This window comes from Armatimonadota bacterium (assembly GCA_029907255.1).
In the GTDB taxonomy this organism is placed as follows: domain Bacteria; phylum Armatimonadota; class UBA5829; order DTJY01; family DTJY01; genus JAIMAU01.
In genome coordinates this window covers 226,471-251,273 of the sequence record JARYMF010000002.1, presented here as the reverse complement: position 1 = coordinate 251,273, position 24,803 = coordinate 226,471, and the positions used below count along the sequence as shown (strand labels likewise).

Here is a 24,803-nt window from a genome sequence, read left to right as displayed (position 1 = left end):
TAGACAAACAAATGGAAATCATTCGGCGCGGGACGCTTGAAATTGTTCCCGAGGACGAACTTCGCGCAAAGCTTGAGAAAGCCCAGAAGACAGGCAAACCCCTCAAGCTCAAGCTCGGCCTCGACCCAACAGCGCCAGATATTCACCTTGGACACACAGTTGTTCTGCGAAAGATGCGGCAATTCCAAGAGCTGGGCCACGAAGTAGTGATAATCATCGGCGACTTCACTGCAAGCATTGGCGACCCATCCGGCCGCTCGGCAACCCGTCCAATGCTTACTCCCGAAGAGATTGCCGCCAATGCGAAGACCTATGAGGACCAGTACTGCCTAGTACTTGACCGAGAGAAGACAAAAGTTCGATTTAACAGCGAATGGCTCAGTCCCCTTACTTTTGCGGATGTAATCAATATTACATCCAAAATTACAGTTGCACGTATTTTAGAAAGGGATGACTTCCAATCGCGATTGGCAGCTGGAGAGCCAATAGGTATGCATGAGATATTGTATCCGGTATGCCAAGCATATGATTCGGTAGCTTTGGAATCGGACGTCGAACTTGGCGGTCTAGACCAGAAGTTTAATATACTAATAGCTCGCGATTTCCAACGCCAATTCGGGCAGGAACCTGAAGTCGCTATATTTATGCCCATCCTGGTAGGTTTGGACGGCGTCCAGAAAATGAGCAAGTCACTTGGCAATTATATCGGAGTCTCCGAGCCGCCAAATGACATGTTCGGAAAGATAATGTCAATTCCTGATAATCTAATGATTCAATATTTTGAACTATTGACAGACGTGCAAATGTCGGAAATAAAAGAAATCGAAGCCGGTCTTGCAAGCGGAAAGCTTCACCCGATGGAAGTCAAGAAGCGATTAGCACGCGAGATAGTGACAATTTATCATGGGGCAGAAGCAGCGGCGGCGGCTCAAGCAGAGTTTGAACGCGTGTTTAGCGAGCGCGAGCTCCCATCTGAGATTGAACCTATTAACGTACCGGCGTCGATATTAAAAGACGGAAAAATTTGGATGCCAAGGCTTATCGTACTAGCAGGATTCGCGCCTTCAAACAGCGAAGCAAGACGGCTCATTCAGCAGGGTGCTGTCACCCTCGACGGCAAGCGAATCGATGATCCAAACGCCGAAATCTCTATCCAAACAGGCCAAGTGCTCCGCGTTGGGAAGTTAAGATTCGGAAGAATTGTAATAGTATAGGGTAATTTCCCTCTTCCCATAGTAAGATTGTGAGGTTAAACCTTCGTCAACAATCTTCAAACCAAATATCCATTGAAGGGGGAAAGGGAAGCAATATTGACTATTACAAATATATTGGAATATAAACTTAGTATTTGCTAGACTTTTGACCGCCAAGCAAATTCTTAAAACTGGCAAATGCTAAATGAAGAGCTCCCTCCTCGATGGAGGTAAACGTGGTGACATTGACAGAGATAATAAAATGGTTTTTCAAGCTGCTACACATTCCGCTGGACTATGTTCAGCCGGCGGTTATGTTTGTAAGCGCCATAATCGTACTTTTCTTCATACTATTTGTAGTCCTGTATTTGGTTTATGGCCTTAGGAAAATTATGGGGTGGATTCAGGCAAGGATTGGGCCAAACCGTGTTGGACCTGAAGGATTAGCACAGACAATAGCAGATGCGATAAAACTCCTAACCAAGGAAGACACCATCCCAGCATGCGCCGACAAATGGCCATTTATCATCGCGCCCATTATAGTCTTTGTCCCTGCGTACCTTGTTTATCTGGTAATCCCGTTTGGCGACAAGGGGTGGATTCTTCAAGACCTGAACATCGGAGTGCTTTACTTGGTTGCAGTGATGTCCATACCAATCGTCGGCATTATTACAGCAGGCTGGGCGTCAAATAACAAATGGTCGCTTTTAGGCGCATTTCGAGCGGCAGCTCAAATTATAAGCTACGAGATACCGTTAGTTCTTGCAATGATTCCGCCAGTAATGTTGGCTGGCACACTAAGCACACAAGACATTGTCAGAGCCCAATCTGGCACATGGTTTGGCATCATACCCAAATGGTTCATAGCAAGTCAAATTTTGGGGTTCCTAATTTACCTAGCCGCCGCACTTGCGGAAACCAATCTAACACCATTCGACATCATGGAGGCAGAATCTGAGCTTGTCGCAGGCTATAACACTGAGTATAGCGGGATGAAATTCGCACTATTCTTTCTAGCAGAGTTCGCTGGAATGTTCTCAATATCAGCAATTGCGACTACGCTTTTTCTAGGCGGATGGCTACCAATTCACCCAGCACTGTCGTTTATCCCATCCGTGGTGTGGTTCTTTGCGAAATCGCTATTGCTGGTATTCGTGCTCATGTGGATAAGATCTACTCTCCCAAGAGTAAGAGTTGACCAACTTATGAGCTTTGGTTGGAAGGTGCTCATTCCACTTGCTCTGCTTAATATTGCTTGGACTGGCGTGCTGATACTTGCTTAACACAAAAGACCTAAAGCGTTGTTGCGCAATAAAATCAATATGCAAAGTCTAAAAATTATAAACTCATACTTGAAAGAAGCCTGGTATACGCTCTACAGTATCGCAAAGGGCCACATTGTTACCATCAGGAACCTCTTCCGCAAAAAAGTAACGGTCCAGTATCCTGAGCAAAGACTAGAGTTGCCCGAAGGATACAGAGGCGCTCCATGTCTGCCAGTAGACCCTGAAACTGGAATTGATCGCTGCATTGGCTGTGGAGCATGCGCGCGAATTTGTCCCACACAAACAATCACCGTGGAGTCCCATATGGGTGAAGACAAGAAGCGCATAGTCGATAAATTCGTTATCAACATTGGCCTTTGTATGTTCTGCGGCTTATGTGAGGAAGTATGCCCAGTGGGTGCAATCAAAATGAGCCGTGAGTATGAGCTAGCAGATTTCTCTCGCGACTCACTAATTTACGACCGCAAAAAATTGAACAAGATTGGTGGGGTCCAAGAAACGAAAGAGGAGCCACAAAAGAAAGAGAAGGTATCGACTTTGGCAAAGGAGGGCGAATAGGTGACAATATCATTACCTGAATTGCCAACTTTATCGCAACTAGCCTTTTTGTTTATTGCCGCAACCGTGGTCTTTTCCGCCTTGCTAGTCGTTACACTACGCAACATATTCCACTCACTTCTCTTTCTGGTGCTTACGTTTCTTGGAGTTGCCGGAGTATTTCTCTTGCTTGCTGCCGATTTTCTCGCGGCCGTGCAGGTGTTAATCTACATAGGAGCAATCATTGTTCTAATGATGTTCGCGCTGATGCTCACGCACCGCGTGATGTCGGCTGATGTAACTCAGACGTCAGGACAATGGGTGATAGCGATACCGGTAAGCGTGGGGCTACTTACTTTCATGTTCCAAGTATTCGTGAAGCACCCTTGGGGTATGAAAGCAGCCTACACAAAACCAACAACCGCCGTGATTGGCACGCAGTTGCTAACGAAATACGTTCTCCCATTCGAATTGGCATCAGTTATACTGCTGGTTGCCATGGTTGGAGCAATAGTCCTTGCCAAGGAGGAGAAAGATGATCCCGCTTGAATGGTATCTTGCACTCTCCGCAATTCTTTTTTGCATAGGAGTTTTCGGCGTAATGAGCCGAAGAAATGCAATCGGTATCCTAATGGGAATTGAGTTGATGCTAAATGCGGCGAATATCAACCTTGTCGCATTCGGCAGCTTTCACAAACCAGCAGTATTGACTGGACACATATTTGCAGTTTTTGTTATGACGATCGCCGCAGCGGAGGCTGCGGTTGGTTTGGCAATTATTATCGCCGTATACCGCAGTAGACTGCACATTAATGTAGACAAGATTCACGAGATGAAGTGGTGATGAATCACATTTACGATACAATACTTGGATTGACATGGCTGATACCCATTTTGCCCCTGGCGGCATTCGGTTTGGTCTTACTAACCGGCAGGAGGGGGCCTGGGCAAGGCGCATATGTCGCCATAACAGCAATTGTATTGTCATTCATTCTAGCTGTCCTAGTTAGTGGAATTACGATAGCCCGCTATTTTGCAGGAGGACACGAGTTCGAACCATTTGCCCGAAGTGTAGAATGGCTAACCGTCGGCGGAGTCACTATCCACATGGGATTCGTTGTGGACCAGCTCACGGTAATGATGCTTCTAGTAGTCACCATCGTGGCGATGCTAGTTCAAATATATTCGGTCGGCTACATGCATGGTGATTCTAGATATCCAAGGTTCTTCGCCTACCTTTCTCTGTTCAGTGCCGCGATGCTTGGACTTGTAACCGCCGACAATCTTATCCTCCTATTTGTCTCGTGGGAACTAGTTGGGCTAACGTCGTACTTGCTTATTGGTTTTTGGTTTGAGAAACCCGAGGCGATGCGAGCAGCAAAAAAGGCATTCATCGTGACCCGCGTTGGCGACCTGGGTTTCCTGCTCGGAATACTGCTGCTTTTCCAATACACTGGAACGGTCCAGCTTAGCGAGATATTTGCACGTGTACCCACGCTAGTGGAAGCAACTTACAATATCGGAAGGCTAGCATTCTCATTCCTACCACTAGTAGGGATTCTGCTATTCATGGGAGCTGTCGGCAAGTCGGCGCAATTCCCGCTTCATGTCTGGCTGCCGGATGCAATGGAAGGTCCTACTCCAGTCAGTGCTCTAATCCACGCAGCAACAATGGTCGCAGCTGGCGTCTACCTAGTAGGGCGAATGTACCCGATTTTCCACTACCAAGAGGGGTCAGTCTCGCTGGCAGTTGTTGCAGTAATTGGCGCAATAACGGCATTCATGGCGGCAACGATTGCAACTGTGATAAATGATATGAAGCGCGTGTTAGCATACTCGACAATAAGCCAGCTCGGGTATATGATGCTTGGCTTAGGCGTGGGCGGATATACCGCTGGCTTGCTTCATCTCATGACTCATGCGTTCTTTAAAGCAAACCTATTTCTTGGAGCCGGCAGCGTTATCCATGCAACTGGTGTGCAAGACATTCAAGAAATGGGCGGCTTGAAGAAAAAAATGCCTGTGACTTTTTGGACATTCGTAATAAGTGCAGCGGCACTCGCAGGCTTACCACTGACAGCAGGATTCTTCAGCAAAGATGAGATTTTGCTTGAGGTATTTCATGCAAGCAAACCGCTTTTTGTGGTCGGCGTTCTTGCGGCGTTCCTCACAGCGTTCTACATGACCCGCTTAGTCGCCCTTGCATTCCTCGGGAAGCCAAGGAGACCCGATATACACGCACACGAGAGCCCAAGGGTAATGGTTCTGCCGCTTGTAGTGCTCGGCATTCTCTCAATAGTCGCCGGATACGTGGCTTGGCCATGGAAAAACGTATTTCACCAATTCATCCACTTTGGTGAAGGCGAAGCAACTTTCAGTTGGCTAGTAGCGTGCATTGCGACACTAGCGGCAGTCGGTGGAATTAGCCTCGGAGCAATGATGTATGTAAAGCCTGTGATATCTCCAGCGGCTTTAAAGGAGCGGCTTCATCCTATTTATGTTCTATTGAAAAACAAGTACTACTTTGATGAGATTTACTGGGCTTTGATAGTTGTACCATTCTTAGAAATCTCAAGATTCCTTGGGATATTCGATCAAAAGATCATCGATGGCATAGTCAACGGAATCGCCTGGCTTACTGTTTGGCTTTCCATACTCTACGGCTGGTTCGATAAATGGGTCATAGATGGCCTTGTGAACGTCATTGGGCTCATCCCAAAAGTAACCGGGCGAACATTGCGCTTTGTTCAGACAGGTGTGCTACAAAATTATGTGCTCGTTGCATTCTTAGGAGTCCTAGTTATGGCTTGGCTCTACCTACATAGAGCTTGGATACTTGTATATAGATAACGTGGAGGCAGAAGCCTTATGGATTCGTGGATACTGACGCTAATAACCTTTGTACCGTTGGTTGGAGCATTGGCGGTTCTATTCATCCCAAAGGAAAAACATGGGGCGATTAAATGGACCTCGCTGTTATTCAGCCTGGTGCCACTGGCGCTGTCAATCATGCTTTGGACTGGCTATGACGCGTCTAAGGCAGGAATGCAGTATGTAGTCAAGATTCCTTGGATTCGGGTGCTTAACGTTCACTACTACATGGGCGTTGACGGAATCAGCATCCCGTTTATATTTTTGACAGCGCTTTTGACCACACTTTCGCTAGTCTACTCCTGGATAGTAACCGAGCGGCCAAAGGAATACTTCCTATTATTCCTTTTCCTTGAGACGGGAATGATAGGGGTTTTCACATCGTTGGACTTCTTCCTCTTCTACTTGTTCTGGGAGATAAGCCTCGTGCCGATGTATTTCATCATTGGTGTATGGGGCGGACCGAGAAAGGAATATGCAGCTATCAAGTTCTTTCTATATACCCTTGTCGGAAGCGTTGCAATGCTTCTCGCGATAATCGGCGTATATTTCTACACCGACCCACACACTTTCAGCATTCCAGAAGCCATTCAGCAGCTTCCTTTTGCCGGCAATTTTGCCTTGCAATCGTTAGCATTTTGGGCGTTTTTCCTCGCGTTTGCGATCAAAGTGCCAATGTGGCCGTTCCATACATGGCTTCCGGATGCACACGTTGAGGCGCCCACTGCTGGGAGCGTGATTCTTGCAGGCATTCTCCTGAAACTTGGCGGGTACGGCTTTTTGCGCATACTACTTCCAATGCTACCTGAAGCATCACATGCTTACGCAACATGGGTTGCAATACTAGCGCTAATTAGCATCATATACGGCGGACTTGTAGCAATGGCGCAAAAAGACATGAAAAAGCTCATCGCATATTCCTCGGTGAATCACATGGGCTTTGTCATGCTCGGAGTAGCAGCGGCGATGGCTGCTACAAACGCAAGCAAGATGGCAGATAAGGTAATCGCATTGAACGGGGCTACCTTGCAAATGTTTAGCCATGGGCTGCTTACTGGCGCATTATTCCTTTTGGTTGGTGTGATATATGAACGAACACACAACCGCGACCTTGACCAGTTTGGTGGCTTAGGCGCGAAAATTCCAATTTACGCCGGCCTCTTAAGCTTCATGGCGTTTGGCTCTCTTGGCCTTCCGGGGCTGTCCGGCTTCATATCCGAATTTCTTGTATTTCGAGGGGCAATCCCCATCTTTACAATCATCTCCGCTTTAGGCGTAATCGGCATAGTCATCAATGCCGCATATTTGCTTTGGATGCTCCAAAGGGTTCTTCTTGGGCCACTAAACCCTAAATGGGCTGAAATCACAGATACCGATGCAAGGGAGATCATAAGCCTCGTGCCGCTTGCCGCACTCTCGCTTTTGGTAGGAATTCTCCCTTCCTTGGTAATCCGAACATTTGATGGCTCACTCCAACAGATTGTGCAACTAGTATCAAGGAGCGCCGGAGGTTAACAAGTGGATTTTAAGCTTGCTTACATAGCTCCTGAGTTGATTTTAACCATTGGCGGGATGCTTGTTCTAATAATCGGACTTGCAATACGAAACCGCATGACCGCCGAACGGGTGGATATCTTGTCACCAGAAACGGCAAGTATCACCGTTCTGCTTGCAGCGCTTGCCTCCTCGATTTGGCTTATGGCGCACGTGGGCCAAGGCAAATGGCAGTTTGGGCAAATTTTTGCTGTTGATGGTTTCGCTATCTTTTTCAAGATAATCGCTTTGGTTTCAACAATTCTGGTCATCTTAATGTCGATAGACTTTTTCAGAAAAGTGAGATTCCACCGAGGAGAATATTACGCGCTGCTTGTGTTCGCAACGCTAGCCATCACCACAATGGCAGCTTCAGCCGACATGATTATGATATACCTGTCGCTGGAGTTCCTAAGCATCACGTCGTATATCCTTACGGGTTACCTGAAGCATGACTTAAAATCAAACGAAGCCGCTCTTAAATTTTTCTTATACGGGTCAATTGCAGCAGCTGCAATGATTTACGGCATGTCAATCCTCTATGGCTTGACAGGAACAACCAATTTGCTTGAGATGCATGCAAAGCTTATCTCGCCCGTAGAACCGATTCCCTCGACTTACCTTCCGCTGCTATTCCTAGCAATCTTGCTAGTAATGGTGGGATTTGGATTCAAAATAGCAGCCGTGCCGTTCCATCAATGGGCCCCAGATACTTACGAGGGAGCACCAACTCCAATAACAGCGTTCCTATCAGTCGGATCTAAGGCTGCAGGATTTGCAGTATTGGCCAGGGTCCTTTCAATTGGAATCACTGCAGGGTCGTTCCATTGGACCTCGTTTATCGCTGCATTATCCGCCGCAAGCATGACGCTTGGAAACTTGACGGCTATACCTCAGCTAAACATAAAAAGAATGCTCGCATACTCAAGTATTGCGCAGGCGGGATACATCCTTGTCGGCGTTGCCTCAATGCCATTCAGCGAGCGATATGGGCTGCAATCTGTGCTTCTCTATGTGTTTATTTACTTGTTCATGAATCTCGGAGCGTTTGCAGTTGTGACAATCATCTCGGCAAAACTTGGGTCGGATGAAATAGATGACTACTCAGGGCTAATCAGCCGCTCGCCATTTGCCGCAGCCTCTCTTGCATTCTTCCTGCTTGCTTTGGCTGGCATACCTCCGACTGCGGGTATCTTAGCCAAATTCTATATTTTTCTAGCAGCAATCAACTCTGGAATCGACTACCTTTTCTGGCTGGCTGTAATAGCGATTGTGAATACCGTAATATCGGTATACTACTACATGAACGTAGCCCGAGTAATGTTCTTTGTGAAGCCAAAAAACAACGAGCCAATTCGCACATCTCGGCCACTGGCATTCGTGCTTGCGATGACCTTAGCAATGACGGTGGTGGTGCTATTATACCCCCAGCCTTTCATCCTTATGGCTCATGCCTCAACGCAAATGCTAGGGAAGTAGCTGCTTCTTTGATAATTGGGTTCGAAGCTCTCCACATTGACTACCACACATAGCTTGCGGAGTAAACATGAGTCTGCAGATTGAGCAGATAACAAAATTGGGAAAAAATAAAGCCTGTTCAAAAGAAGAATACATCGAGTGTTTGTTTGCTAGCATTGCCAAAAGATATGACATAGCAAACACAATTCTCAGTCTGAACTTGCACAAGTCCTGGAGAAGATTTGCACTCAAGCAAACCAAGCTAGCCGAGGGCGATACAGCCGTTGATATTTGTACAGGAACCGGCGACTTAGCAATAGAAATTGCACGTGCAGTTGGAACAGGCAAAGTTATTGCAGTTGACTTTTGCCGACCCATGCTCGATTTATGTGTCCGCAAGCTCGACCGATTAGGAATAAGAAATATTAGCTTAATTCAGGGCAACGCTGAAAACCTACCACTATCATCAAATACTTACAAAACCGCAACAATTGGCTTTGGCATTCGAAATGTGAGTAATGTTGAGCGCACGTTTTCCGAAATGGCTCGCGTTGTAGCACCTGGAGGAAGTGTAGTATGCCTTGAATTCTCACGTCCCAGGGGCAAGCTTTTTGCCCAGATGTATAACTTATACTCCCATAAAATCCTTCCACTAGTTGGCGGCCTGCTAAGCGGCAGCCGTGAAGCATATGAATATCTTAACCTGTCAATCGATTCGTTCCTTTCAAGAGAGGAACTTTCGGATATAATGAAAAAAGTTGGGTTGCAAGATATCAAAGTGTTTGACCTTACGGGCGGCATAGTAGCCGTTCATGTTGGAGTTAAAAAATGAGTATTTCAAGCACCGCTGGAGCCGAAAGCCTGGCACCAAGGCTTAAGTTTCTTGCCATAATAGAAGATGACTTGCAAAAAGTCGAAAACCGCCTTGAAGATGAACTTGAATCACGCATTGAAACCGCGTATGCAGCCTCAAATCACATCCTTAAGGCAGGTGGGAAACGCCTTCGGCCAGCTCTTGTGCTCCTATCTGCTCGCGCTTGTACAGGCAAATCGGCTTCCGACCGCCTAGTAGATGTTGCCGCTAGCGCCGAGCTGGTGCATATGGCCACCCTATTACACGATGATGTGATAGACGAGGCGGAATCAAGGCGCGGGCGCACGACGGCAAATTCAATTTGGGGAAACAAAGCTTCTGTCTTAACAGGCGACTACATGCTTTCCAAGGCATTTTCCCTTCTAACGCGAAGTGCAAGTCCGAGAGTATTGAGAGCAGTCGCAGAGGCAGCCGTTAAAATGTGTGAAGGGGAGATTATGCAAATAGAGCTTCGACGGCGCCAAGACCCCACAATTGAATCTTATCTGGAAATGATTCAAGATAAAACCGCTGCCTTTATGTCTATGTGTTGCCGCATTGGTGCACTATGTGTATCCGCATCCACAAAAACCGAAGCCGCTCTTAGCTTATACGGTCGAAACCTTGGTCTTGCATTTCAAATCACCGATGATCTTTTGGATTTGATTGGTAACCCAAAGGTTACTGGAAAACCTATTGGCGGAGACATTCGCGAAGGAAAGGCAACTTTGCCAATTATCTTAGCGACCATCAGAGCATCTCAACAGGAACGCGTCTCTATTTGGCAAATAATTGCAAGCGGTTCGGCATCTACGAAAGATATTGAGTTTGTCCGCCGAGTTGCTGAGGACACAGGCGCACTAGAGGAAACCCGTTCGGTAGCAGAAAAATTCGCAGCTGACGCTGTTGAGAAACTCAAGGAGCTTCCAGACTCGCCAGCATTGGCATCCCTCAGAGAATTGGCAGAATACATTCTTTCTAGGGACCGCTGACCTAAAGTTCAAATAATTATCAGAATATCAACAATAAGGGCGAAGCGTGGCGGGCGGTCAAACTAATTTGGCGCCAAAACTTCGCCCCTATTGTTTAAGCGAAAGGTAACTCTATATTTTTAGGATCTGCGTCTTATTCCATTGCATAGCCGCCTTCTAAACATCGTGGCTGCACCTGCCAGCATAGCTGATAGGCTGAGCAACGATCCAGGCTCTGGCACAGGCGTCAAAGTAGATATAACCCCAACTGTGTCTCCGCCAATCAGCACTGACAAACTGTTGTCGAGAGCTGAATACCTTAGAGTAGTAAGATAATGACAAGGGTTATGCACCGACGCAAAACCGGTTGCTACTCCTGAACCATTCGCCAGCTTGTAAAGTGTGCCGCCGCTAGTGAAGAAAATATTACCCAAGACATCTAGCTCCATATCATATGGAGAACCGATAGAGCTTGCCAAGACCTGGCCGTCAGCCTGGGTTAGACTGGTTGGGCCAATAGCGCTTGCTACATCTGCAGCGCTGAACAACAAAATAGAGTCGCCACCGCGAGCCCAAGCAGTTGCATATAACAAATTGTCCGAGCCATCGAATGCCAAAGGACCAGAATAGCCACTCAATCCAATTACTATTTCATCAGCGGTGCCATCAAATAAAAATACCTTTTGTCCTGCCCATCCAGGATTTGCCGAAACGAAAGCTTGGCCTAAGGAATTAAACTCCAAATCGAAATTATTCTGAAGCGTCCCAATCAGCTGTGGATTGCTACCATCCAAACCCATCTGCCAAATGGTGCCATTTGAACTCTCTCCAAAGTAAATAGCTTCCCCTCTCACTTTGACAAATGAACCATAGACCGGCGAATTGAATGTGTAGAGTGTACTCACGTTTCCATCACTAGTCACCTTTACGATGCGACTCCCCGAAAAAGCCACAAAGTTGCCATCCGGTAGCCTATCAAAACCAGCAACATATTCGCCAGGTTGTATTTGGAACACTATGTCCTGAACGGCATAACCATTAGGCCCATCCAAGTATGCCGCATAAGCAAGTCCAGCAAAACTTAATAGAGCAATTGTCGCAATTAATAAGAAACTTTTTTTAACCATTAGCGATCTCCTTCCCTCGAATTTGTTCAGTTTTTTATTAAAATGGGTTGTTTCAAACAAAGTAGTAATGAGAATATACTTTGCCCATACACCTCCTAACTACTAATTACTAAAATATCGCCCTGCCTGCGAACCTTGATGATAGCAATTATTCCCTTGCCTTCTTCCTGTTCAAAAGAAGCAATACCGGTCACTATCACATACTGTCCCTCAGCTGGCGATGTTAGACCCGCACAACGAACTTTGAGTCCCAGACCATCCAGTGAGCCGTCGTTGAGGAAAAAGTAGCCATCGCCCGTGGAAGTTACTCTACCCCAAGTAGTAATAAGAAGACCAGCGTTGCTAAGCCCAGCACTGTTTCCCACCCTAGAGTTGGGCATTCCTAATGGCTTTGGTGGCAAACCTGCTGACATTTTATAAATTCGCGCATTATCTATGAAACAATCGTTGTTCTCTATACCGAGTGTACCTATGACAGCGACACGGTCGCCCTCCGAAACCGAAGAGGCTGTTGTTCGCACACATATCCCGCTAGAGCGGTTCTCTTCTTGGATATAAACCTCGCCGGCAAAGACGGCGCTGACGACTTTGCCGGCGAGCGCGACAACCGTTCCCGTGGGCTGCCTTTTCACCTCACCGACGGGGGTGGTACCGGTGAGTGGTGAAACACAGGAAACGGCATCAATTTCAGCGGATATTTCTCCTAGGATTCCGGCATTGTCACCCACCAATGCATCGGTAATCCTAATGAAGTGGAAACATGGGAGATTTGCATATTCAAACGGCTGTATAGGCACACCGGGCGATATCTCCTTCACAGCTTCAGCAATGTCAAATGCGTCTCCACCACCCGAACCATCGTCTATCAGCAAGCTTTGCGCGTCACCCTCAATGCTTCTACGATCGGGCACGGTATAAAACTCCTCAGGCGTTTTGCCAGGTGGAAGTGCAAGGGTCGGCGTATACTCCGCATAGTTCCTCAGAATGGTTGCCGAGTAGCCAGTATCGGAGTTCTCTGCCGGCGAGCCGATTAACTGAGAAGGTAGTTTATTTGGCAGAACCAGATACCATTCGTCATCCGCAAGGCCGTTCCCGTTTTTATCCATGCTAATCTCAATGAAAGCTGGTTCTTGCCACCTATATGTTGGGTCGCCACCCACCCACACCGGATTGCCAAAAACAATGCAGTCCAACCCATGGAGGTTCCTAGGATCATCCCAAACAGGGTGGTCGAACGCAAGCACTATACGCCCGCCATCACCAAGGCTTACCAACGACTCATTGCATGGCTCGGAAACAGTTCCTCCCTGTGGAGGACCCAAAGCTTTTAGGGGATTGTTGAACTTTGGATTATTCACCCACTGGCCAGGTCCGGGCGAATACTCAATCACGCTTGAAGCAAACCGCCCCGCAAACACGCGCCCCGAAGCCACACAAGCGCAAAGGAGACAAAGCAAGAAGGAAAGCAAAAAGAGTAATGGGCAAGACCTCCCATGCTTTTTCTCTGACATCTTATGTTTTGCGTTCATCTTGCTACCCCCATTGAATATTCTCATTCAAGGTCAAATAACTCGTTGCTATCAGGACCAAACCAGCCAACCTTGAATCTCCTATTGTCGCCTCTATAGTTGTTTTTTGGAATAGTAAACGTCATCGCCTCAGACGACACATGCCCATCACACCAGGCTACGTTCGCCCGCCCGTTGTGTCTAAAATGGATAGACGGCATGGTGTGGGTTTTGGATACGCCTCTCGCATCAACAAAATAAGGAGGTTCGCAGAAGGAATACTCAATGAGATGTTGACTTGGATAGCCCTGGGGCATCGCAGTGTCTGTGAACATGACAGTGCGTTCTGGATGCTTGACCATATGTATTGCCGCTGTCGTCTGAGCAGCCTGGGGGGTCATGCCGTAAAGCCAATAACTTCCCCCAATGTACATAGCGTTGTACCCGTAGCCGCCACCACCTGACTCAAAAGCATTTCCGGTCCTATCAAGCAAGCCTACCAAGGGACATTCTTTGACTTCTGCGCTTTTGCCTAAATATGGAAACAGCGGGCCCTTCTCAGGCTGGAATTTTGTCCTGCCATCTGATGTCTCTCGCCATCCATGCCAACGCCAATGTCCTCCAGAACCATCGAAAATGTCCACAGCCGCAGGAACGAACCTACCGTCATAGTCTTGGGCATAAAGTCGGTTGGCTAGAACAAGTTGCTTAAGGTTTGCTGCACACTTCGCCTTGGCTGCTGCCTGTCGTGCAGATATAAAAACGGGGAATAAGATTGCGGCCAGCAATGCAATAATTGCAATGACAACGAGAAGCTCGATTAGTGAAAAACCATCCTCTCTTATTTGCAGAGAAGATGAAAGCTTATTATAAACAAAACGGGCTCTCGTCTTCGCCCAGATGCCTTTTTCAACGAGAGCCCGGCAAGTTACGCCGAACAAACGCTCTGCCATCTTTGCCTCCGAAGACGGTCGAAAGCTGCGAAACAGGCAGGTCTTCTGACTTACGGATCAACCGAGTGCCAGCCCCTTCCCATCCCGATTCTCTCGGAACAGTGGTTTGCGCCGGCCTCGTCCCCGATTACAGCGGCGGGCCCGTGACGGACTTTCACCGTCTTCCCTCTTAGGTGCCCTTCTGTTTGTAACAGACAAGGCACAACCTGCTCGCAAGCATATTCAGTTGTCAGCCATAATCATAACAAACCTTTGCTAGGCTGTCAAGCAATTTAAAGTAATTTTGCAGATATTTTTTCTAGTTCTACTTTGCTTTCTCTGGCAGCAGGTTTAAATTGCATTTCATCTGCACATTCATCTTCATCTGGCTTGGGCCACCATTCTGTCCTTTAAAGGACATATTCATTTGCATAGTCCCATCTCCCTCTGCCTTAAGCAAACGCCCCTGGTCGGGTGAGAAATACATTAAGAAGTTAGTTGCAATGTCTGCTTTGCCACTAACTTCGCCATTCGATTTTTGGAGGGCTAGCATAGCCTGCGCTATATCCATTTCTCCGGTGCTGTTCTGCTGGATTACCGCCGCACGCTCCTTCCCAATCTCGGCATCCAAACGCAGTAGTTTCATCTCAGCGTGAAAAGTCCCCGCGCCTGGAAATGGAGAGGGTATGTCTTGCTTCCAAGTTTCACCAATTTTTACTGGCTTTGCAGGGAAGAAAGCATGCTGTGAGAAATTAGCCAAATCACCAAACGGAATTTCGTTAAAAAGGGATTTTAGGTTCTGCATATCAATTGACTTGATCATTCCTGACTTTGACATTACATATGTAAATGGGGGCATTTTTTCAGCAGGGAGGTCAGTAGATTGGCCCATCATTTCTATTTTCATAGATTCAATTGCCGCTATAATCTCAGCGTCACCGTTTTCCAATATACGTTTTGTCTGTTGGCTGACTATTCCTGTCATTCGCCCATACATTGGTGGAATGGCAGATGCTTCGGGGATATCGGCTTGCATGACCACGTCGAAAGTCAATTCCAAATTATATCTTAGAAGCTCTTTCTCTTTGAACTTGTACTCAAAAAGAATCCCCGAGGCATTAGGCTCTGGTGATTGGACAACTCCCTGCCCCAGCGCTTGCGTTCCAACAGCCAAAAGCACCGCACAAAAAACTAAAGCAGCAAAAAGGCGTGACATTTCATCTAACCCCCCATTTTTCTAAAGATTATAGCAACTAAACCTCTTTTTATCCAGTGATTCACTTCTGCTAAAAAGCACTTGACAGAATACAGTATAGCAGGGTAGACTTGCCCAAAGGAACAGATAAACGATCTCCGTAGAAGAGCATAATTGGTGGAGGAATAATGGGCGAAACTACAATTACCGAATCAAGTGTTTCTAAGAATAAACCAGCCAGTGAAGGCAATCTGTGGTTGATTTTACTGGTTGCATGGCTTGGTTGGATGTTCGATGGAATGGAGATGGGATTCTATTCCGTACTGGCTGCTCCAGCGCTGAAGGAGCTCCTAAAAATTGAAGATGCAACCGCAATTGCTCCCACAGTCACCCATATGTTCGCGCTTTTCCTCCTGGGAGCGGCGTTGGGTGGCTTTATCTTTGGACGGCTTGGTGACAAGATAGGCCGCACCAAGACGATGATCCTTACCATAGGCTTATATTCGCTCTGTACAGGATTAACAGCGCTTACGCAGAACGTTTGGCAATTCGGTTTGTGCCGATTCATCGGCGCAATGGGCCTTGGTGGTGAGTGGGGACTCGGCATAGCACTCGTGATGGAGACCTGGCCAAATGCTCGGCGTCCTGTTCTAGCTGGGCTTCTTGGGAGTGCTGCTAATGTTGGATTTTTAGTTAGCTCGCTTATTAATTTAGCAATTGGCGGCATGGTAAGCTGGCGTTACATATTTGCAATTGGACTCGCGCCTGCCCTGCTTACTTTAATTATTCGGATTGGCGTAAAAGAGCCTGAGCGGTGGATGCGCGTGCGCGAGCGCAAGGAACGTCAAGATGTCCTCCAAATATTCGAAGGTCCCTATCTCCGCAAGACTGTTGTCTGCCTCATTTTATCCTCGATAAGCATTGTGGGAACTTGGGGCATTTTCCAGCTCATACCTACTTGGGTAAATGCAATGGTTGGCGGACTAGCACCTGACGAGCGCGCTCGGTCGGCAATGTACATGGCGTTTGGGCAAATATTTGGCTCATTCATTGGCGGCCCTATGGCGGAATGGTTTGGACGGAGGATATCGTTCAGCTTATACTGCATTGGAAGCCTGGCATCTGGTTTAATAATGTACAGCATGGTACATGAGTACGGACCATTCCTTCTTGGAATGGCTGTTGTAATGGGCATCTTCACAACCACTTTTTTCGGGTGGTTCCCACTCTATTTGCCTGAAATCTATCCGACTCGCATTCGCGCTACCGGAGAAGGGCTTACATTCAACTTCGGGCGAATTCTCGCGGCAGTGGCTGTGTTTAACACGGGGTATATAGTGAAGGCACTTGGCGGTTACGCCCAACAAGGATTCTGGATGTCTTTTGTATTTGCTCTGGGCCTTATACTCATTTGGCTCGTCCCAGAAACCAAAGGCTGCGAATTGCCAGAATAAAAAGCATTACGCTAGAATCAAAAGGGCCGGCGGAAAATCAGCATCCATCCGGCCCTAAAAATATCACCAATCAACCTAAACTCCCCACGGGGACAGCACAGCCCTTTTCGGCTGACTTCCAAGCAGCCTCGGTGAGCTCGATTACCCGCAAACCACAAATCGGGGGTGCCCAGACCTTATCTCTGCCCAAAATTGCGTCAACGAAGTTTGTATCCGGGTCCGAAGCGGGTGGAAGATCCTCAGGTTGGAAGATTTTGCCATCAGCGCCGCATTGGCTGAGCTGGCCGTTACGATAGAAGAGTATCCCTTCCTCGCCCCAAATTGTGAAGTCTTCGTAAAATGTAGGTGCATCGCCAACAATGCTGACAGTTCCTTGGGCACTTTCTTTAAACTTGAGAGCAAGGGCGGAGTTTATGTCCACTGGTGTGCCGCAGTTGTCAATATAGGCAAAAACTTCTTCAACCGCTAAACCAGTTGTCCAAAGAATAATGTCAATAAGATGGCTGCCGGAATCGTTCAGCTGACCACCGCCGCTAAGCTCTGGGACCTGCCTCCACTTGCCTGCTGTGCCTTTTTTCCAGTTCTGGCACTGCAGAGCTGAAACAAATGTAACCTTCCCAATCCCGCCTTCGTCGACCACCTTCTTAATATAGCGATATTGAGGTTGATAATGACGCTGGTATGAAACAACAATTATGCGTTTCTTTTCTTCGGCGTTGGCAATTAGCTTATTTGCATGCTCAACACAGCAAACCATTGGTTTTTCCAAGCACACATGAAGGCCACGGTTGATAGATTCCATTGCTTGTTCAAAGTGAAGGGTATGTGGAGTTGCAATCTCCACCGCATCCATTTCAACTTTGTCGAGCATTTCGCGGTAGTCTTTAAACACGGGAACATTATCGAGAGCCTTCTTTTGCTGTTCATCGAGACCGCCGTGCCCAGCTTGAATAAATTCCTTTAGGCGAGCAATGCTTTCCTCGCTTGGGTCTGCAAGAGCAACAATTTCTGCATCCGGATTCTTGATTAGCCGTGCTGCATGACCTCGTGCTATTCCGCCACAGCCAATCATGCCTACTCTAACTTTTTCCGCCATTGATTTTTAACTCCTCCCTAATTCAAAGCTTTTAGAATGAAAGACATATACTCAGATGCTGTATATATTTTCAATTTTGCCTGACATTCTCCAACAAGATTTTAACACGCCGTCTTTACAAGCTTATCAATTGCTTTCGCCTGCTCCAAAATCACCTTCAGCGAGTCCAACTGTAGCATGGTTGCGGCATCAGAAAGCGCTTTGCTTGGGTTGGGATGCACCTCCAAGAAAAGGGCATCAATGCCTACTGCGCACGCAGCCCGAACGAGATGCGGCACGAATTGTGGATCCCCACCTGACGCTGTCCCAAGGCCTCCTGGCCGCTGAACGCTGTGCGTTGCGTCGAAGACTACTGGGTAACCGGTTTCCCTCATGATGACCAAACTTCGCATGTCTACAACTAGATTGCCATATCCAAAAGTTGTCCCGCGCTCGGTAAGCAAAATGTTCTCGTTTCCCGCCGATTTCGCTTTTTCTACGAGGTTTCCAACGTCGGATGGAGCAAGGAACTGTGCTTTCTTGATATTCAGCGGTTTCCCAGTTTTCGCAGCAGCTACAAGCAAGTCTGTTTGGCGGCAAAGGAACGCAGGTATTTGAACGATGTCCACTACTTCAGCCACAGGTGCCGCCTGCCAAGCTTCGTGAATATCAGTTAGAATAGGGATTCCAAACTCTGATTTGATTCTTGAAAGTATCTCAAGGCCTTTCTCAAGCCCAGGCCCTCGAAACGAAGATATTGAAAGACGATTTGCCTTGTCAAAAGAGGCTTTGAATATGTATCCCATACCCAAGCCCTGGCAGATGTCCTTCACCTGTCTTGCTATCTCGCGGCAAAGATCTTCACTCTCAATCACACAGGGGCCTGCAATTAGAGCAATGGGCTTGTTACCGCCGATTGTTACGTCTCCAACGTTAACCTCTCTCATCATTTTTCTCCTCCAAGCAACCGCCTGACCTTTTCAAGGTCCTCGTGGGTATCAACGCTAGTCGGGGAAAAGGCGGTTTCAATCATCTTTATCTTATATCCATGCTCAAGTGCTCGAAGCTGCTCAAGCGATTCAGTCTTCTCGAGCGACGTGGGAGCCAAGCTGGCAAAGGTAAAAAGAAAGTCGCGCCGATATGCATAAATGCCGATGTGCTTGCGGACCGTCGAGTGCTTAGGATGCCTAGGGTATGGTATCCATGACCGCGAGAAGTAGAGCGCAAAGCCTTGCTGGTCTGTTACAACTTTAACTACTGCAGGATTCTCCGCCTCTTCGGGAACAGCCAATCTACACATTAGGCTTGCCATTGGAATTGTTGGGTCATTGACCATCGCGCAAACAAGCGCATCAACAGCGCTTGGGTCGAGAAGCGGCTCATCTCCCTGAATATTAACTATTATATCAGCAGCGATATCTTTAGCCGCCTCAGCGATTCTATCTGTACCCGAACGGTGTGCTTCAGACGTCATTACCGCCTTGCCGCCAAACGATTCTACGCATTGTTTTATCTCATCATCGGGCGTTGCGACAATTACATCGTTAAGGAGATGAGCAGTGGAGGCTCTTTCATAAACCCACCTAATCATGGGCTTGCCGCCTATATCTAGAAGTGGCTTATTTGGAAGGCGAGTTGCAGCAAGGCGAGCCGGAATTATACCAACAGCGGTTTGTGGTTTACACTTATCAATAGTTGGTTCTACTGGTTTTCTAGCCTGAACTTCTGCAATAAGGCGTGAGGTAGACTTTCCTTCTACCAAAGGAAGAATCACAATTCGTCCGCCATAAGAACGCACCGCCTCGGCCTCGGGAAGCTGGTCGGCGGTATAATCCCCCCCTTTGACGTGGATATCTGGCTTCAATTCAAGTATTAGATTGGTGGGAGTAAGCTCCGAAAACAGCGAGACGTAATCCACAGATTCAAGTGCAGCCAATATTTCGGCGCGTTCGAATTCCGGCACCAACGGCCTTTCAGGTCCTTTGATTTGTCGAACTGATTCGTCAGTATTAAGGCCGACGATTAGGCAATCCCCCAAAGCTTTTGCCATTTCAAGATAGCGAACGTGGCCAATGTGGAGTAAATCGAAACAGCCATTGGTGAACACAATTGTTTTGCCTGCTTGCCGAAGGTTATCTATAATACTTTTGAGCACTGAGCGGCGGACTATTTTTGTCTTCACTCCATTGGCCTCCGTTCGCAATCGAGCATAGAGCGGATTTCCTCTCTTGATACAGTAGCCACGCCCACCTTCCTAACAACCGCGCCGCCTGCACAATTTGCAAGCACACTAGCTTCAAGAACGGTGGCACCTGCTGCGAGTGCAAGCGCAAGAACACTCACAACAGTATCTCCAGCACCTGCAACATCGTAGACCTCAACCAAGTGCGCAGGTATCGCTTCCATTTCACCATTCGGGCCAAACAAAGCCATGCCCAGTGGACCCCGAGTAACCAGCAGGTTCTGGGGCTGAAGCATTGAGAAGAGCCGCTTCGCTGCACGCAAAAGTTGACGTTCAGAAGTGATGTAAATCCCTGTAGCGGCTTCCGCCTCAGACTGATTCATTGTAATAATATTTGCAAACTTGAAGTGCTTTGCATTTCGCGGTTTTGGATTGACAACAACAATTTTCTCGTATTTTCTAGCTGATTCGATAATAGACCGAGCAACCTCACTTGTCGCCATGCCCTTGTCGTAATCAGAAAATACGATAATATCTGCGGCTGGCAGGAGCTCCTCTATCAAGGACACGACTTTCTTAAGCACTGACCTCCCGATTTTCCTTCTGCTTTCTCGGTCAACGCGGACAATCTGCTGGTTGTGTGCAATTATCCTGGTTTTCCTAGTAGTTGGCCTATTGAAATCGGTAACCAAGCCACCTATGAAGACGCCCGCTTTTTCCAAGTGGTCGGCAAGCTTCTGCCCAGCTGCATCCTCACCAATAACACCAATAACAGACGACACTCCATCCAACGCTTGGATGTTGTTTACTACGTTGGTTGCCCCTCCTGGAGTCGAGCTTTCTTCTCGCACCTCAACCACCATGACTGGCGCTTCGGGCGATATGCGCTTTACATCACCCCATACATACTCATCAAGCATCACATCGCCTATAACAAGCACATGTTTGCCAACCATTCCATCGAGTATTTCCTCAAATCTGGACTTCGTCAAGGTTGTTCTCCTTTTCCTAATTCCTCCATAACAGCATGCGCTAAAAGGGGAATCATTATTTCATGGTGCCCAGTAAGAGCATATCCTTTGCCCCCCAAGTATTCTATGCGCTTAACAACCTGTTGGGTTGATCTATATTGCTGGATGAAATCAAAATTCGCACCAACCGTGCCTGAAAAATCAAATCCCAAATTCCGCAAAATCGCGAAGGCTTTCAACACTACCTCTGGGAGGACAACAGCTGAGCCAAAATTAAGCAGGACGCCGCCCTGCCCAAGGTCTTTCATAGCATATGTGAGTATTCTAAAGTCGCGCATTGTAGCATCCCCATAAGCCGCACCGTCAGCGGACGGGTGCATATGCGTGATATCCGTTCCTAGCGCAACATGAATGGTGACCGGAATGCCTAGCGAATATCCTGACGCTTGTATGCTTAGTTTAGTGTTGGGAGCCTTCGCCTCAAGTAGAGCTTTGCCGATAGATTCGCCCAAACCAAGCCCTTGCTGGTGTGCAACCACAGCCGCTTGATTTAGAAACTCTGCAGTCTCAAATGCCATGCCAAAAGTCCCATTCTTTAGTCCAGATGCCACATCTTCAGATGTACTACCAAAGAGTGCAACTTCCGCGTCATGAATTGCTCCAGCACCGTTCATCGCCACCGCTGTAAGAATTTTGTTAGACATAAGCTCTATAATTACTGGGCTGAGGCCGCATTTTATTACGTGTGCACCCATGCAAGCAATCACGGGTTTCTCAGCCCTTCGGGCGCAAGCAATAGCGAACACAAGCTCACGCAACGAACTCCCAGCAAGTATATTTGGAATGGAGTTCAGAAATTCGGCGAAACTCCTGCCCGCAGCCGGTGCCTTGCCAAACTGCTCTGCATTGACCATGCTTGTCCTGTCTTTGATACTCAGCCTTTTAAGCCCCGATAAGTTTATTTCATCGTATTTTGACCCCATTTTTTACCCCTAGTGCCTCCCAGAGCTTGACATATCTCAAAAAAACGCGGGCAGACATAAGAACCGCTGCAATAAACCCGTGTAAGCCGTCGCGCCAGCCTCCTTTGTAAAAGTAAACCTCAACAAACTTGCTAGGGATTGCCATTATCAATGAAAGTGTTATTGATTTGGGCAGTCGCCCCTCCTTTATCATAGCATCAGCCTCGATTGATGTATATCTGTCAGCTTTCTTAATAAAATCAGCTACTGTTTGGTAGGTATAGTGTCTTAATGGCGCAGAGAGTTTCCCTAGCCGAACACTTGGGTCCTTAATCTCTACACATTCATGTAGTGGTATGACCTTGAACCTCCCCACATTTCGCTTGAAGAATCGTAGCTGGCGGTCGGGATACCATCCACCATGGCGCATCCAACGGCCTAGGAAATTGTTTAAGCGGGGAATTGAATATGCATCGGCGCTGTCGGAGTTGACAGCCTGCCAAAGTTCTTTAGCTAGCTCGGAAGTGACCTCTTCGTCTGCATCGAGGCTTAATATCCAATCACCGCTGGCTTGGTCTAGTGCATAGTTCTTTTGATTTGCATAGCCATCCCATTCGCGATGGAAAACTTTGCATTCATATTCTTTGCATATATCTAGGGTAATATCTGTGCTTCCCGAGTCAACAACTATTATCTCATCCGCCCACTTCACACTCTCTAAACAGCGGCGAATATTTGCTTCTTCATTCTCCGTAATGATTACCACGGATGTCTTAACCACTTATTCCTCCAAAAAATTACGCATGCCAAACCTGCCCATCACAAAATCTCTAAAGCCTTCTTCGAACCCCCGCCTTTTCGATGTCTGGCCAGAAAGTAAAAGCGACAGGTACTTTAGTGGAAATCGAACGGCAACATTCGCCCAAAATACAACCGAACGCAGGCCTACAAGGTTCTTCTTGCCCCACAACAGGCGGTTTCTTGTACGATAATATTGTCCTATATCACGGCTAGTTTTATCAATAGCCTTAGACATGCTTGCGCCACATTGATGGTAAACAGATGCGGTAGGAACGTGCCAAAGGGTATATCCTGCTTTAGCCGCTCTTGAGCAAAGATCGCTTTCTTCGAAATATAAGCCAAACCGTTCATCAAACATGCCAATATTTTGGATACAAGACATCCGCGCAAACATTGCCGCACCGTTCACAAACTCAATTTTCCATGGGTCAAGCGGTAGCTTCTTGTTAGCATACCCTCGCACTATGCGGATTGTTCCCTGCAACCAATCCCATCGGCCACCTATGAACCATTGGTCATCAGGTTTGCCAATATCAAAAATTCTAGGACCGAAGAACACCCCATCTGGATGTTCCTCTGCCGCCCTATAAAGTTCTGCCAAGGCACAGGAATCCAGCTTGATATCTGAGTTCAAAAGGAAAACATATTTTGCCCCAATCTCCATTGCCCTACTGATGCCGACATTCATGCCACCCGCGTACCCTAGGTTTTCTTTGTTTTCAATTACCGCTATTCGATTACCAAAGCGTTCCTTCAATAAATCAACCGAACCATCCTCAGAATTGTTATCCACCACAATGATTGAAAGCACCCCGTCAAAATCAGAGGTTAGTAGAGACTCGACGCACTGTGAAGTCAACTCAGGTGTTCGCCAATTCAGAACTATTGCCGCGACGGAAGGCTCTATCATATTTCCCTTAGACATTCGCCTACCGCCTCCACAACTTTCTCAACCGTGATATTTCTCATGCATATGCGGTCATTGCAACTTGTTTTCATGCACGGTGCACAAGGCACCCCAGCAGTAACAATGCGGTTTCTATTTCCCAAAGGCCCGGTCAAATCATGCCTAGTAGGCCCAAACAGTGCAACAACAGGCACACCCATGGCAGCAGCAAGATGCATTACTCCTGAGTCCACTCCAACAAAAACCTTAGCCCTTTCCAGTATGGCCGCAAGATCTGCCAGCGATGTTTTTCCTAACAAGTCCACAATGGCACCGTTCGATTGTTCAATGATTCTATCCCGCTCGGCGCCTACTATTACTGATGCAAAGCCGAACTCGCTATGGAGAAGACTAGCAAGAGAAACAAAGCCTTCATGTGTCCACTGTTTTATTTCACGGGTTGAACCTGGGGCAAGAACTGCATAATTTGCAAACTTAGGGAGCCCAGCTGAACTAAGCAAATCGCTTGCCTTTTGCCGCTCTGCCTCCGTGAGTTTTATTAAGCCTACGTAATCATTTTTCACGATAGGGCAGCCAATTGCTTCTACCAACCGCAGGCTGTTAGATATTGATGGAGGACCAAACTTTTTGACCCGGTAAGTCAAACCAGGGCCCCTGAATCCAACTTTGGCTTTAGGTCCTGCAACCGCCGCGAGAATCGCACTCTCCGTTGACATTGAAAAGAGCACAGCTATGTCAAATCGCTCCCTGCGTAGTTTTAGCGCCAGCCTGACTTTTGCGGACCAGGGCCCATAAGGGCGCTCCAAAACATTATCAACCAGACCTGTGAGCGTTAACAACTCCCGATGGGCTGAACGCGCCACGCTTACTATGCGTGCCTTTGGAAAATGATGCCGAAGATTATAAAGTGCGGGGAGCGTAAACATTAAATCGCCAAGTTGGTTAAGGTGAAAACACACTATTTTTTCAGGATTGTTCAACTGGGCC

23 protein-coding genes, 1 pseudogene and 1 riboswitch are annotated in these 24,803 nt (G+C 47.4%); of the genes and pseudogenes, 11 read left to right on the top strand and 13 right to left on the bottom strand.

Annotated elements, in window-relative coordinates; genetic code table 11:
- Positions 1–11 precede the first annotated feature (11 nt).
- The 10 genes from tyrS to QHH26_02350 all read left to right on the top strand — a co-directional run bounded on the left by tyrS (position 12) and on the right by QHH26_02350 (position 10,723).
- Positions 12–1,214, top strand: a complete 1,203-nt coding sequence (tyrS, locus tag QHH26_02395) for a tyrosine--tRNA ligase (GenBank protein ID MDH7480811.1) — start codon at positions 12–14, stop codon at positions 1,212–1,214.
- Positions 1,215–1,468: 254 nt separating this feature from the next.
- The gene (gene nuoH, locus QHH26_02390) at positions 1,469–2,476 is read left to right on the top strand and encodes an NADH-quinone oxidoreductase subunit NuoH (protein MDH7480810.1); all 1,008 of its coding nucleotides are present in this window, start codon (positions 1,469–1,471) and stop codon (positions 2,474–2,476) included.
- 39 nt (positions 2,477–2,515) lie between these two features.
- Complete coding sequence (locus QHH26_02385; protein ID MDH7480809.1) at positions 2,516–3,037, top strand: NADH-quinone oxidoreductase subunit I; 522 nt, start codon at positions 2,516–2,518, stop codon at positions 3,035–3,037.
- On the top strand, positions 3,038–3,565 hold the full coding sequence (locus tag QHH26_02380) for an NADH-quinone oxidoreductase subunit J (GenBank protein MDH7480808.1): 528 nt from the start codon (positions 3,038–3,040) through the stop codon (positions 3,563–3,565).
- Positions 3,552–3,860, top strand: coding sequence for an NADH-quinone oxidoreductase subunit NuoK (gene nuoK / locus QHH26_02375; GenBank protein MDH7480807.1), 309 nt, complete (start codon positions 3,552–3,554; stop codon positions 3,858–3,860). Before QHH26_02380 ends, nuoK begins: the two co-directional genes overlap by 14 nt.
- On the top strand, positions 3,860–5,866 hold the full coding sequence (gene nuoL, locus QHH26_02370) for an NADH-quinone oxidoreductase subunit L (protein ID MDH7480806.1): 2,007 nt from the start codon (positions 3,860–3,862) through the stop codon (positions 5,864–5,866). The genes nuoK and nuoL overlap by 1 nt, the downstream gene beginning before the upstream one ends.
- A gap of 18 nt (positions 5,867–5,884) precedes the next feature.
- Positions 5,885–7,402 carry an NADH-quinone oxidoreductase subunit M gene (locus tag QHH26_02365; GenBank protein MDH7480805.1) on the top strand — a complete coding sequence of 506 codons (1,518 nt, stop codon included), beginning with the start codon at positions 5,885–5,887 and terminating at the stop codon, positions 7,400–7,402.
- Between the two features lie 3 nt (positions 7,403–7,405).
- The gene (locus tag QHH26_02360; protein MDH7480804.1) at positions 7,406–8,899 is read left to right on the top strand and encodes an NADH-quinone oxidoreductase subunit N; all 1,494 of its coding nucleotides are present in this window, start codon (positions 7,406–7,408) and stop codon (positions 8,897–8,899) included.
- Positions 8,900–8,966: 67 nt separating this feature from the next.
- On the top strand, positions 8,967–9,710 hold the full coding sequence (ubiE, locus tag QHH26_02355; GenBank protein MDH7480803.1) for a bifunctional demethylmenaquinone methyltransferase/2-methoxy-6-polyprenyl-1,4-benzoquinol methylase UbiE: 744 nt from the start codon (positions 8,967–8,969) through the stop codon (positions 9,708–9,710).
- On the top strand, positions 9,707–10,723 hold the full coding sequence (locus QHH26_02350) for a polyprenyl synthetase family protein (protein ID MDH7480802.1): 1,017 nt from the start codon (positions 9,707–9,709) through the stop codon (positions 10,721–10,723). Before ubiE ends, QHH26_02350 begins: the two co-directional genes overlap by 4 nt.
- Positions 10,724–10,842: 119 nt before the next feature.
- On the opposite strand, the gene QHH26_02345 is transcribed toward QHH26_02350, so the two are convergent.
- From QHH26_02345 to QHH26_02330, 4 genes are all read right to left on the bottom strand, one after another.
- A complete protein-coding gene (locus QHH26_02345) occupies positions 10,843–11,829 on the bottom strand; it encodes a PEP-CTERM sorting domain-containing protein (protein ID MDH7480801.1) in 987 nt (328 codons plus the stop codon).
- 95 nt (positions 11,830–11,924) lie between these two features.
- On the bottom strand, positions 11,925–13,358 hold the full coding sequence (locus tag QHH26_02340) for a hypothetical protein (GenBank protein ID MDH7480800.1): 1,434 nt from the start codon (positions 13,356–13,358) through the stop codon (positions 11,925–11,927).
- Positions 13,359–13,381: 23 nt separating this feature from the next.
- Entirely contained in the window at positions 13,382–14,290 is a 909-nt protein-coding gene (locus tag QHH26_02335; protein MDH7480799.1) for a prepilin-type N-terminal cleavage/methylation domain-containing protein, read from the bottom strand.
- A 17-nt stretch (positions 14,291–14,307) separates the two neighbouring features.
- Positions 14,308–14,515, bottom strand: a riboswitch (cobalamin riboswitch).
- Between the two features lie 79 nt (positions 14,516–14,594).
- Positions 14,595–15,485: a hypothetical protein gene (locus QHH26_02330; protein ID MDH7480798.1), complete on the bottom strand. Its 891-nt coding sequence runs from the start codon at positions 15,483–15,485 to the stop codon at positions 14,595–14,597.
- A 167-nt stretch (positions 15,486–15,652) separates the two neighbouring features.
- On the opposite strand from QHH26_02330, the gene QHH26_02325 reads away from it, so the two are divergent.
- Positions 15,653–16,918 carry an MFS transporter gene (locus tag QHH26_02325; protein ID MDH7480797.1) on the top strand — a complete coding sequence of 422 codons (1,266 nt, stop codon included), beginning with the start codon at positions 15,653–15,655 and terminating at the stop codon, positions 16,916–16,918.
- 70 nt (positions 16,919–16,988) lie between these two features.
- Here the strand turns inward: QHH26_02325 and QHH26_02320 are convergent, their stop codons facing one another.
- The 9 genes and pseudogenes from QHH26_02320 to QHH26_02280 all read right to left on the bottom strand — a co-directional run bounded on the left by QHH26_02320 (position 16,989) and on the right by QHH26_02280 (position 24,796).
- Positions 16,989–18,014: a Gfo/Idh/MocA family oxidoreductase gene (locus QHH26_02320; GenBank protein MDH7480796.1), complete on the bottom strand. Its 1,026-nt coding sequence runs from the start codon at positions 18,012–18,014 to the stop codon at positions 16,989–16,991.
- 101 nt (positions 18,015–18,115) lie between these two features.
- Entirely contained in the window at positions 18,116–18,940 is an 825-nt protein-coding gene (gene kdsA, locus QHH26_02315) for a 3-deoxy-8-phosphooctulonate synthase (GenBank protein MDH7480795.1), read from the bottom strand.
- Positions 18,940–19,686, bottom strand: coding sequence for a 3-deoxy-manno-octulosonate cytidylyltransferase (kdsB, locus tag QHH26_02310; protein ID MDH7480794.1), 747 nt, complete (start codon positions 19,684–19,686; stop codon positions 18,940–18,942). Before kdsB ends, kdsA begins: the two co-directional genes overlap by 1 nt.
- 36 nt (positions 19,687–19,722) lie before the next feature.
- Positions 19,723–20,148: pseudogene (rfaE2, locus tag QHH26_02305) on the bottom strand (D-glycero-beta-D-manno-heptose 1-phosphate adenylyltransferase).
- Positions 20,149–20,171: 23 nt separating this feature from the next.
- Positions 20,172–21,167 carry a D-glycero-beta-D-manno-heptose-7-phosphate kinase gene (rfaE1, locus tag QHH26_02300; GenBank protein MDH7480793.1) on the bottom strand — a complete coding sequence of 332 codons (996 nt, stop codon included), beginning with the start codon at positions 21,165–21,167 and terminating at the stop codon, positions 20,172–20,174.
- Positions 21,164–22,129: a hypothetical protein gene (locus tag QHH26_02295; GenBank protein ID MDH7480792.1), complete on the bottom strand. Its 966-nt coding sequence runs from the start codon at positions 22,127–22,129 to the stop codon at positions 21,164–21,166. The genes rfaE1 and QHH26_02295 overlap by 4 nt, the downstream gene beginning before the upstream one ends.
- Positions 22,110–22,889 (bottom strand): glycosyltransferase family 2 protein, encoded by a 780-nt coding sequence (locus tag QHH26_02290; GenBank protein ID MDH7480791.1) that lies wholly within the window; start codon positions 22,887–22,889, stop codon positions 22,110–22,112. The genes QHH26_02295 and QHH26_02290 overlap by 20 nt, the downstream gene beginning before the upstream one ends.
- Entirely contained in the window at positions 22,890–23,834 is a 945-nt protein-coding gene (locus QHH26_02285) for a glycosyltransferase family 2 protein (GenBank protein ID MDH7480790.1), read from the bottom strand. It lies immediately after the preceding gene.
- Positions 23,816–24,796 carry a glycosyltransferase family 9 protein gene (locus QHH26_02280; protein MDH7480789.1) on the bottom strand — a complete coding sequence of 327 codons (981 nt, stop codon included), beginning with the start codon at positions 24,794–24,796 and terminating at the stop codon, positions 23,816–23,818. Before QHH26_02280 ends, QHH26_02285 begins: the two co-directional genes overlap by 19 nt.
- Positions 24,797–24,803: the final 7 nt, after the last annotated feature.

Bases quoted from the DNA above. Each gene is read 5' to 3' on its own strand.
- nuoK (MDH7480807.1), top strand. From the start codon at position 3,552: ATGATCCCGCTTGAATGGTATCTTGCACTCTCCGCAATTCTTTTTTGC.
- kdsA (MDH7480795.1), bottom strand. From the start codon at position 18,940: ATGAGAGAGGTTAACGTTGGAGACGTAACAATCGGCGGTAACAAGCCC.
- QHH26_02330 (MDH7480798.1), bottom strand. From the start codon at position 15,485: ATGTCACGCCTTTTTGCTGCTTTAGTTTTTTGTGCGGTGCTTTTGGCT.
- QHH26_02295 (MDH7480792.1), bottom strand. From the start codon at position 22,129: ATGGGGTCAAAATACGATGAAATAAACTTATCGGGGCTTAAAAGGCTG.
- QHH26_02320 (MDH7480796.1), bottom strand. From the start codon at position 18,014: ATGGCGGAAAAAGTTAGAGTAGGCATGATTGGCTGTGGCGGAATAGCA.
- QHH26_02350 (MDH7480802.1), top strand. From the start codon at position 9,707: ATGAGTATTTCAAGCACCGCTGGAGCCGAAAGCCTGGCACCAAGGCTT.
- QHH26_02345 (MDH7480801.1), bottom strand. From the start codon at position 11,829: ATGGTTAAAAAAAGTTTCTTATTAATTGCGACAATTGCTCTATTAAGT.
- tyrS (MDH7480811.1), top strand. From the start codon at position 12: ATGGAAATCATTCGGCGCGGGACGCTTGAAATTGTTCCCGAGGACGAA.
- QHH26_02385 (MDH7480809.1), top strand. From the start codon at position 2,516: ATGCAAAGTCTAAAAATTATAAACTCATACTTGAAAGAAGCCTGGTAT.
- QHH26_02340 (MDH7480800.1), bottom strand. From the start codon at position 13,358: ATGAACGCAAAACATAAGATGTCAGAGAAAAAGCATGGGAGGTCTTGC.
- QHH26_02365 (MDH7480805.1), top strand. From the start codon at position 5,885: ATGGATTCGTGGATACTGACGCTAATAACCTTTGTACCGTTGGTTGGA.
- ubiE (MDH7480803.1), top strand. From the start codon at position 8,967: ATGAGTCTGCAGATTGAGCAGATAACAAAATTGGGAAAAAATAAAGCC.
- QHH26_02335 (MDH7480799.1), bottom strand. From the start codon at position 14,290: ATGGCAGAGCGTTTGTTCGGCGTAACTTGCCGGGCTCTCGTTGAAAAA.
- nuoL (MDH7480806.1), top strand. From the start codon at position 3,860: ATGAATCACATTTACGATACAATACTTGGATTGACATGGCTGATACCC.
- QHH26_02285 (MDH7480790.1), bottom strand. From the start codon at position 23,834: ATGTCTAAGGGAAATATGATAGAGCCTTCCGTCGCGGCAATAGTTCTG.
- QHH26_02325 (MDH7480797.1), top strand. From the start codon at position 15,653: ATGGGCGAAACTACAATTACCGAATCAAGTGTTTCTAAGAATAAACCA.